The sequence below is a fragment of the Lysinibacillus sp. PWR01 genome, from assembly GCF_043359455.1.
Classification (GTDB): domain Bacteria; phylum Bacillota; class Bacilli; order Bacillales_A; family Planococcaceae; genus Lysinibacillus; species Lysinibacillus fusiformis_F.
The window spans coordinates 18,790-27,514 of the sequence record NZ_JBHERJ010000032.1 but is presented as its reverse complement, the minus strand read 5'-3'; the positions used below and the strand labels follow the sequence as shown (position 1 = coordinate 27,514).

Sequence of the window (8,725 nt, the reverse complement as noted above, 5' to 3'; positions counted from 1 at the left end):
CAAAAAGTCGCTACTGATACACTCAGTAGTGGCTTTTTTTTATTTAAGCTGATTTTGTTAATAAATAATTATAAACGCATAAAACAAGAAGGCATCCTCAATGGAGTGCCTTCTTATTTTTGATATTTAACTTGTTTGAACTGGCGTAGCTCGTAGTTCGATACGGCGAATTTTCCCTGATGTCGTTTTTGGTAATTCCTCAATAAAGACGATACTACGAGGGTATTTATAAGGTGCAGTTAACGCTTTAACATGCTCCTGTAGCTCCTTTGTTAATTCTTCTTCATCACGCTCTTTGAAGCCCTCTCGTAAGATAACAAATGCCTTCACAATATGCCCTCTAATTTCATCTGGAGCAGCTACTACTGCACACTCTTGTACAGCTTCATGTTTGTTTAACGCATCTTCTACTTCAAATGGTCCGATCGTATAACCGGATGAAATAATAATGTCATCTCCACGACCTTCAAACCAGAAGTAACCGTCTTCATCACATTTTGCTTGATCACCTGTAATATACCAATCACCACGGAATGCAGCTTGTGTGCGTTCTGGTTCTTTATAATATTCTTTAAATAAAGCTGGTGAGGATTTGTGAACTGCAATATCTCCAACCTCGCCAACTGGTGCTTCGTTACCTTCATTGTCGATAATACGTACAATATTACCTGGAGTTGGAACACCCATGGATCCAGGACGTAATTCTGTGTTTTCGAGTGTACCGATTAATAATGTGTTTTCTGTCTGTCCATAGCCATCACGTACTTTGAGTCCAAAATGATTCATAAACGTTTCGATCACTGGGCGATTTAAAGGTTCACCAGCAGAAACGGCACTACGGAGAGATGATAGATTATAGACTTGTAAATTATCGATTTTCGCCATAATTCTGTATTCAGTCGGTGTGCAACAAAGGACATTTACTTTTTCATCTTGCATTAATTGAAGATAGGTTTTTGCATCGAATCCCCCATGGTAGACGAATGCTGTAGCACCGAGCATGATTGTTGATAAAAAAGGACTCCAAATCCATTTTTGCCAACCCGGAGCAGCTGTTGCCCACACTAGATCGCCTTCACGTACACAAAGCCATTTTGAAGCCGCTGTTCTAATATGTGCATACCCCCAACCATGTGAATGAACAACACCTTTAGGTTTACCAGTTGTACCAGAGGTATAGGAAAGGAATGCCATATCATCTCGTTTAGTAGCTACAGCTGTAAATGTAGCTGGCTGCGTGCTTGCCAAGTCATCTAGAGAAGTCCAATCTCCTTTTGCAGCACCGATGACTAGTTTATTTTTTAATGTATCTACAGAAGAAGTAATTTGGTCAACTTCGCTAGTAAATGCCTCATAGGCAATCACTGCACTAGCAGAAGAATGCTCCATCCGATATTCTAAATCGCTTGCACGTAGCATCTCTGAACATGAGATAGGTACAATGCCAGCCTTTAAACAGCCTAGAAAAACGAAATAGGCTTCCGGTAGTCGAGGAATAATAACTAATACACGATCGCCTTTTTGAAGCCCCTTCTCCGTAAAAGCATTTGCGTATTGATTCATTTTTTGAATGAGCTCCACATAAGAAACTGTACGTCTCTCTTGTTGTGTATTTAACCAGCGTATTGCTTGGCGATCACTATCTTGCGAAAATTTTTCTAATTCCTCTGTGATGTTATAAAATTCAGGTGCAATTAAATCGTTTGATACCATCCGAACATTCCTCCCCTAGGAAATTTGATAGAAAATTCTTAAAACTATTTTTATTTTAACAATTACAATAATATACAGCAACAATATTTAATACGTTAAAGAGAAATATTAGATTTAATAGAGAACTATTTATGCTCTCAGATGGATATATAGGCAAACTTCGACAAAAAAATATAAAAATTATCACAAAATGACTTGCATTATTTATAATGCTTGCTATAATAATAAATGTACTTAAGAGGTTGTCTAAAACCAAAGTGAATAGCATTGTTCCGAAGTAGCTCAGTTGGTAGTAGCACCTGACTGTTAATCAGGTTGTCGCAGGTTCGAGTCCTGCCTTCGGAGCCATTTTTTTGCCCTATTTTAAGTACTATAATACATAAAATAATTTATGAAAAAAGTATTGCAATTATGAATTAAAAATGTTATTATAATTCTTGTCTTGTTTAAGACATAATAATGGCCCCTTGGTCAAGTGGTTAAGACACCGCCCTTTCACGGCGGTAACACGGGTTCGAATCCCGTAGGGGTCACCATTTAAAACATAGGCTTTATAAAGAAAATAAACTGTGATATAACACCTGTCTCTATGGAGGATTAGCTCAGCTGGGAGAGCATCTGCCTTACAAGCAGAGGGTCGGCGGTTCGAGCCCGTCATCCTCCACCATTCTTATTGTGTTATTTCGGAGGGGTAGCGAAGTGGCTAAACGCGGCGGACTGTAAATCCGCTCCTTAGGGTTCGGCGGTTCGAATCCGTCCCCCTCCACCAGTTTTATAAATGATTGGGGTATAGCCAAGCGGTAAGGCAACGGATTTTGATTCCGTCATGCCTAGGTTCGAATCCTAGTACCCCAGCCATTTTTTCTTTTATGAGCCATTAGCTCAGTTGGTAGAGCATCTGACTTTTAATCAGAGGGTCGAAGGTTCGAGTCCTTCATGGCTCACTTTTTTAGAATAAAAATTATTCAAAAGTGTTATATTAACTACAGATAACTAATCTCTTACTGAAAACAGTAGGAGATTTTTTTATGCTATTTATAATTGAATAAATATGCAACTTTTTGTCGAGTTGAGCCAAGTGGTATGTAGGCTTTACAATAGTCTTATAACTTTTAGGGGGTATAAAAACATGAATAAACTTAATATTTCTATTATTGGAGTACCAACAGATTATGGACAAACACGCCGTGGCGTAGATATGGGACCAAGTGCTATTCGCTATGCAGGTGTTGTTGAACGTTTAGAAGCTATCGGACACGAGGTACAAGATCAAGGGGATATTCGTGTTAGTCAAAAGCTTGCAGACGCAGCAGTTGATGAAAAGTTACTTAATTTAGAGGAAGTTGTAGACGTTAGCACTGCTTTAGCAAATAGTGTGCATGAAGTAGTAGAACAGAAAAAGTTCCCACTCGTATTTGGGGGAGATCATAGTATTGCTATTGGAACATTAGCTGGATTAGGTGAGCATTACAAAAATCTTGGTGTTATCTGGTATGACGCCCATGCAGATTTAAATACACCTGAAACAACACCTTCAGGCAATATACATGGAATGCCGTTAGCAGTTAGTATTGGGCTAGGACATGAGCGTTTAGTCCAAATTCGCAACTTTGCGCCAAAAATTAAGCCAGAAAACGTTATTATTATTGGAGCTCGTTCAGTAGACCCTGGAGAGCGTGAATTGATTCGTCAACAAGGAATTAAAGTATATACAATGCATGAGATTGACCGACTTGGCATGACACGTGTGATGGAAGATGCACTTACTTATTTAAAGGAACGAAATGTTGATGGCTTACACTTATCACTTGATCTAGACGGACTAGATCCACTTTATACGCCAGGAGTTGGTACACCAGTTCCAGGAGGGATTACGTACCGAGAAAGCCATTTAGCAATGGAAATGTTACAAGAATCAGGGATGGTAACTTCAGCAGAATTTGTAGAAGTAAATCCTATTTTAGATGAAAAGAATACGACAGCAAATGTAGCTGTTGCATTAATGGGATCTTTATTTGGGGAAACACTAGTTTAAAGAAAATTTGACAAAAAATTGCCTGTTGCCACATTGCATAAAAATCTTTTGCTATAATTGAAATAAAACGAAACTTTTCTTATCGGTGCGTCGTATAGTATAAGACAGTTGTAAAGGTGGAGAAGTTAACACAATGGATGCGTTAGTAAATAAGAGAATAAAACAAGTGCTTAAAGGCGATCAAAACGCATTTGCCGATATTGTGAGTCTCTATCAGCACAAACTGTACCAAGTATGCTATCGAATGTTAGGCAACAAACAAGAGTCTGAAGACATTGCTCAAGAAGCTTTTGTACGTGCTTATATGAACTTGCATACATTTGATCAGAAAAGAAAGTTTTCGACGTGGCTTTATCGCATAGCGACAAACCTCTGCATTGACCGTATTCGAAAAAAGAAACCGGATTATTATTTAGATGCAGAAGTAGCTGGTACAGAAGGTCTTGATATGTATTCGCAAATCGCAGCAGACGACCAGCTACCAGAGGAGCAGTTAGAACAAATGGAGCTGCAAGATCGCATTCAATATGAAATTGGACGATTGCCGGATAAATACCGTTCGGTTATAGTATTGAAATATATAGAAGAGTTATCGTTACAAGAGATTAGCGAGATTTTAGATATGCCGCTTGGAACGGTGAAAACGAGGATTCACCGCGGACGTGAGGCATTACGTAAGCAATTAAACAATCTGTAGGAGGGGGAGCGTCATGAATACTTGTCCAGAGCATATGATAGACTATATGCATGATTATTTAGACGGTGACATTAGTCGTGAGCATGAGCAAGAGTTGAAACAACACTTGCATACATGTAATGATTGTAAACAGTTGATGCAAGAATTGAGTGAAACAATCGCCTTTGTGAAGAGTGCTTCCCATATTACAGCGCCTCCGGATTTTGAAGCAGCAGTGATGGCTCGTTTACCAAAACCAAAAAGTCGAGTAGGTATACAAAAATGGATTCGCCGGCATCCGTTCTTTGTGGCAGCAGCAGTATTTTGCTTATTTATGAGTGCTACATTATTGGGTAGCTTCATGGATGACCAGCATTTCTCAGTGACCAAGCAACCTAATTTAGTTGTTGATGGTCAAACGGTGATTGTCCCTGAAGGAGAAGTGGTGAAAGGCGATATTGTTGTGAAAAATGGCGATTTGATTGTTGAAGGTGAAGTTGATGGCAACGTCACAGTGATTAACGGGCAATATATGGCATCTTCAGCGGTAGTCTCAGGGAGAATTGAAGAAATTGACGAAGTATTTGAATGGTTATGGTATACGATTAAAAATTCTGTAAAGACAGCCATGACATTTGAGGAAAAAGAAGAAACTAAATAACACTCTATACGTCCTAAAAAATAGTGCACGTGAGAGGCTGAAAGGTCTACTCTTCTGAGTAGACTTTTTATTTGAAAAAAGTTACATTTGTTAAGAATGTGATATACTTGAATGTGTATGGATTCGTAATGAAAAGTGGGGGATGCCACGTGCAAATTATCGAACATTTCACAGATTTAACGCCTGTGAATATTGTTATTAACTTCATTGATGTACTGCTCGTTTGGTACGTTGTTTATAAAGTCTTAACCCTCATTAAAGGTACGAAGGCTGTCCAATTACTTAAGGGAATATTCGTCATTATTATTGCGCGAATTGCAACAGACCTTTTAGGGTTACAAACACTTGGCTGGATGCTTCAACAAGTTATTGAGTTTGGTTTCCTAGCGATTATTATCATTTTCCAACCGGAAATCAGACGTGGTTTAGAACAAATTGGGCGAGGAAAGCTATTCCAACGCTCATCTAGTCAAGAAGAAGAAGAACAAACAAGGCTTATTGAGGCTATGAAGAAATCTGTTAGTTATATGGCCAAACGTCGAATAGGTGCGTTAATTTCCATTGAAAAAGAAACAGGTCTTAATGAATATATTGAAACGGGTATAGGGCTAAATGCTGAAATTTCATCAGAATTACTGATAAATATTTTTATACCAAATACGCCGCTACATGATGGGGCGGTTATTATGCAAAAAGATAAAGTGACGGCAGCAGCTTGTTATTTACCTTTATCTGAAAGCCCATTTATTTCAAAAGAGTTAGGGACACGCCACCGTGCTGCTCTTGGCTTAAGTGAAGTCACAGATGCTATTACAATTGTTGTATCAGAAGAAACAGGTGCAATTAGCATAACATTAAATGGTAATCTCCATCGAAATCTTTCTCTAGAGGAGTTCGAAACATTATTACGAAAAATGTGGTTCGGATCAGCACAAGAATCAAATGCATCCTCTAAGTTGACTTGGAGGGGGAAAAAGAATGGATAAAATGATGGATAGCCCTTGGGTATTAAGAATCATCGCGCTATTTTTGGCATTTTTGCTTTTTTTCTCAGTTCGTACCGAGTTATCACCGTTAAATAAAGCTACCTCAAATGAACAAACGGATGTCATTCGCGATGTTCCAGTAGATGTTTATTATGATAATGAGAATCTTATTGTGACAGGTTTACCTGAAACCGTGGATGTAACGATAGAAGGTCCGATGGCATTGGTGTTAAAAGCAAAAGGGGCTAAGGATTTTTCTATATTTGCCGATTTAAGCAATTTATTGCTAGGAGAGCATGATGTCAAACTGCAATACGAAAATATTTCAAACAAGTTAAAGGTTACATTAGACCCTGCAACCGTTCATGTAAATATTGAGGAAAAGGTCACGCAGGAGTTCCGAGTGGACCCTGAAATGAACAACCGTCTAATCGAAGAAGGTTATATATTAAAAGATATGACAGCCAATCCACCAACTGTTTATGTAACGGGTGCAAAAAGTGCTATTGAAAGCATTAGCTATGTAAAAGCAACTGTTACAGGGGAGCAAGGCTTAAAGCAATCATTCTCGCAGGAAGCAGCGGTAAAAGTATTAGATCGAGATTTAAATAAGTTAGATGTGACTATTGACCCTGCAACTGTGAAGGTTCAAGTAGATATAGGGGAGTACAGTCGAGAGATCCCAGTTGTCCTCAAGGAAACAGGGCAAGCGGCGGAAGACATTATCATCAATTCATTAACATTTACACCGAAAATGATTAAAGTGTATGGTAGGAAATCAATTATTGACAGTTTAACGGCTATTCCAATAACAGTGGACCTGTCAAAAATTACTGAGTCCAAAACTTATGAATTTGATGTAAAATTACCAGATGGTGTGACAAAAATATCTGACAAGAAAATAAAAGTGAATGCAGATATTACAAAGGTTGAGCAAGAAGAACAACAGAAAACACCAGCTTCTACAGAGGAAACGCCACCTCCTACTGAAGAACCTGATGTGACAGATGAGAGCACTACAACTGATAAAAATACATCAACCGAAGAATCGGAAGATATTGATTCTTAAACAATATGTGACTATAATTTTATTTTGATTCTAAATCAAAAATCCAATCCAGGTTTGTCTTGAGTAGTAATTCAGGATTCATCAAACAAACTGACAGAGTGGAATATTAATAATTACCAATGAATGTATAAAAGCAGACTTTTCCAAAAGTAAGCGGACAAGTGTCTAATGCTTGATAGAAACTCATTAGGCACGGTCTTGCATTGAAGGAGAGAATAAGTAGAATGGGTAAATATTTTGGAACAGATGGCGTCCGTGGCGTCGCGAATAGTGAATTAACACCAGAATTTGCATTTAAACTTGGACGTATAGGTGGCTATGTTTTAACAAAGGATGCAACTGAACGTCCAAAGGTTTTAATTGGTCGTGACACACGTATTTCAGGTGAGATGCTTGAAGGTGCACTTGTGGCTGGACTTTTATCAATTGGGGTAGAGGTAATGCGTCTTGGTATTATTTCAACACCAGGTGTGGCATATCTTACTCGAATTATGAGCGCAGATGCAGGCGTCATGATTTCAGCTTCACATAACCCAGTTGCTGATAATGGTATTAAATTTTTCGGTCCTGATGGCTTTAAGCTAACAGATGCCCAGGAAGCGGAAATTGAAGAGTTAATTGATGCGCAAGAGGACACATTACCACGTCCGATAGGAGCAGATTTAGGATCTGTAAGTGACTATTTCGAAGGTGGTCAAAAATATATTCAATACTTAAAGCAAACAGTGGATGAAGAATTTGATGGTATTCATGTAGCGCTTGATTGTGCACATGGTGCAACTTCATCATTAGCTACACATTTATTTGCTGATTTAGAAGCTGACATTTCTACAATGGGCGCTTCTCCAACAGGCTTAAATATAAATGCTGGTGTAGGCTCAACACATCCAGAAGGACTAGCTAAATTTGTTACCGAAAAAGATGCAGATGTTGGTTTAGCATTTGATGGCGATGGTGACCGTTTAATTGCTGTAGATGAAAACGGGAAAATTGTTGATGGTGACCAAATTATGTTTATCATTGGTAAGCATTTAAATGCTGTAGGACGATTGAAGAAGCAAACGATTGTTTCAACAGTAATGAGCAATATGGGCTTCTATAAAGCTGTGGCTGACAACGGGATGCAAAGTGTACAAACAGCTGTAGGTGATCGTTATGTTGTGGAAGAAATGCGTGCCAATGAATACAATTTAGGTGGCGAGCAATCAGGGCATATCGTCTTCCTAGATTTTAATACAACAGGTGATGGCTTACTGACAGGTATTCAGCTTGTCAACATTATGAAAGCGACGGGTAAAAAGCTTTCAGAACTTGCAGCTGAAATGAAAATCTACCCTCAGCGTCTTGTCAATGTTCGTGTAACAGATAAGCATGCTGTAACTGATAATGCGAAAGTCGCTGCGGTTATTTCAGAGGTGGAAGCTGAAATGGCAGGAAATGGTCGCGTTTTAGTACGTCCTTCAGGTACAGAGCCATTGGTACGTGTTATGGTCGAAGCGGCAACAGAAGCAGATTGTGAGCATTTTGTCGAGCGTATTGCGGATGTTGTACGTGCAGAAATGGGCTTAACAGAATAACAATATAG

At 38.7% G+C, this 8,725-nt stretch carries 7 protein-coding genes and 6 tRNA genes; 12 read left to right on the top strand and 1 reads right to left on the bottom strand.

Annotated elements, in window-relative coordinates; translation table 11 throughout:
- Positions 1 to 126: 126 nt before the first annotated feature.
- Positions 127 to 1,713, bottom strand: coding sequence for an acyl-CoA synthetase MbcS (gene mbcS / locus ACEVFT_RS04395; protein ID WP_333719978.1), 1,587 nt, complete (start codon positions 1,711 to 1,713; stop codon positions 127 to 129).
- A gap of 271 nt (positions 1,714 to 1,984) precedes the next feature.
- Between mbcS and ACEVFT_RS04390 the strand changes: the two genes are divergently transcribed.
- The 12 genes from ACEVFT_RS04390 (at position 1,985) to glmM (ending at position 8,717) form a co-directional block, all read left to right on the top strand.
- Positions 1,985 to 2,061 (top strand) — tRNA-Asn (locus tag ACEVFT_RS04390).
- Positions 2,062 to 2,174: 113 nt separating this feature from the next.
- Positions 2,175 to 2,249 (top strand) — tRNA-Glu (locus ACEVFT_RS04385).
- A 55-nt stretch (positions 2,250 to 2,304) separates the two neighbouring features.
- Positions 2,305 to 2,380: transfer RNA gene (locus ACEVFT_RS04380), tRNA-Val, on the top strand.
- Positions 2,381 to 2,398: 18 nt separating this feature from the next.
- Positions 2,399 to 2,482, top strand: a tRNA-Tyr gene (locus ACEVFT_RS04375).
- Positions 2,483 to 2,496: 14 nt separating this feature from the next.
- Positions 2,497 to 2,571, top strand: a tRNA-Gln gene (locus ACEVFT_RS04370).
- A 13-nt stretch (positions 2,572 to 2,584) separates the two neighbouring features.
- Positions 2,585 to 2,657, top strand: a tRNA-Lys gene (locus ACEVFT_RS04365).
- Positions 2,658 to 2,842: 185 nt separating this feature from the next.
- Positions 2,843 to 3,748: an arginase gene (gene rocF / locus ACEVFT_RS04360; protein ID WP_205446147.1), complete on the top strand. Its 906-nt coding sequence runs from the start codon at positions 2,843 to 2,845 to the stop codon at positions 3,746 to 3,748.
- Positions 3,749 to 3,881: 133 nt separating this feature from the next.
- Positions 3,882 to 4,445: an RNA polymerase sigma factor SigW gene (gene sigW / locus ACEVFT_RS04355; RefSeq protein WP_004225410.1), complete on the top strand. Its 564-nt coding sequence runs from the start codon at positions 3,882 to 3,884 to the stop codon at positions 4,443 to 4,445.
- 13 nt (positions 4,446 to 4,458) lie between these two features.
- Positions 4,459 to 5,085 carry an anti-sigma factor family protein gene (locus ACEVFT_RS04350; protein ID WP_342442010.1) on the top strand — a complete coding sequence of 209 codons (627 nt, stop codon included), beginning with the start codon at positions 4,459 to 4,461 and terminating at the stop codon, positions 5,083 to 5,085.
- 149 nt (positions 5,086 to 5,234) lie between these two features.
- Positions 5,235 to 6,071 carry a diadenylate cyclase CdaA gene (gene cdaA / locus ACEVFT_RS04345; protein WP_016995289.1) on the top strand — a complete coding sequence of 279 codons (837 nt, stop codon included), beginning with the start codon at positions 5,235 to 5,237 and terminating at the stop codon, positions 6,069 to 6,071.
- Positions 6,064 to 7,140: a CdaR family protein gene (locus tag ACEVFT_RS04340; protein ID WP_342442009.1), complete on the top strand. Its 1,077-nt coding sequence runs from the start codon at positions 6,064 to 6,066 to the stop codon at positions 7,138 to 7,140. Before cdaA ends, ACEVFT_RS04340 begins: the two co-directional genes overlap by 8 nt.
- A gap of 224 nt (positions 7,141 to 7,364) precedes the next feature.
- Positions 7,365 to 8,717, top strand: a complete 1,353-nt coding sequence (gene glmM / locus ACEVFT_RS04335) for a phosphoglucosamine mutase (protein WP_393948299.1) — start codon at positions 7,365 to 7,367, stop codon at positions 8,715 to 8,717.
- The last annotated feature ends 8 nt before the right edge of the window (positions 8,718 to 8,725 follow it).

Excerpts from the sequence above, each read along its gene's own strand:
- rocF (WP_205446147.1), top strand. The coding sequence starts at position 2,843 with ATGAATAAACTTAATATTTCTATTATTGGAGTACCAACAGATTATGGA.
- ACEVFT_RS04340 (WP_342442009.1), top strand. The coding sequence starts at position 6,064 with ATGGATAAAATGATGGATAGCCCTTGGGTATTAAGAATCATCGCGCTA.
- ACEVFT_RS04350 (WP_342442010.1), top strand. The coding sequence starts at position 4,459 with ATGAATACTTGTCCAGAGCATATGATAGACTATATGCATGATTATTTA.
- mbcS (WP_333719978.1), bottom strand. The coding sequence starts at position 1,713 with ATGGTATCAAACGATTTAATTGCACCTGAATTTTATAACATCACAGAG.
- sigW (WP_004225410.1), top strand. The coding sequence starts at position 3,882 with ATGGATGCGTTAGTAAATAAGAGAATAAAACAAGTGCTTAAAGGCGAT.
- glmM (WP_393948299.1), top strand. The coding sequence starts at position 7,365 with ATGGGTAAATATTTTGGAACAGATGGCGTCCGTGGCGTCGCGAATAGT.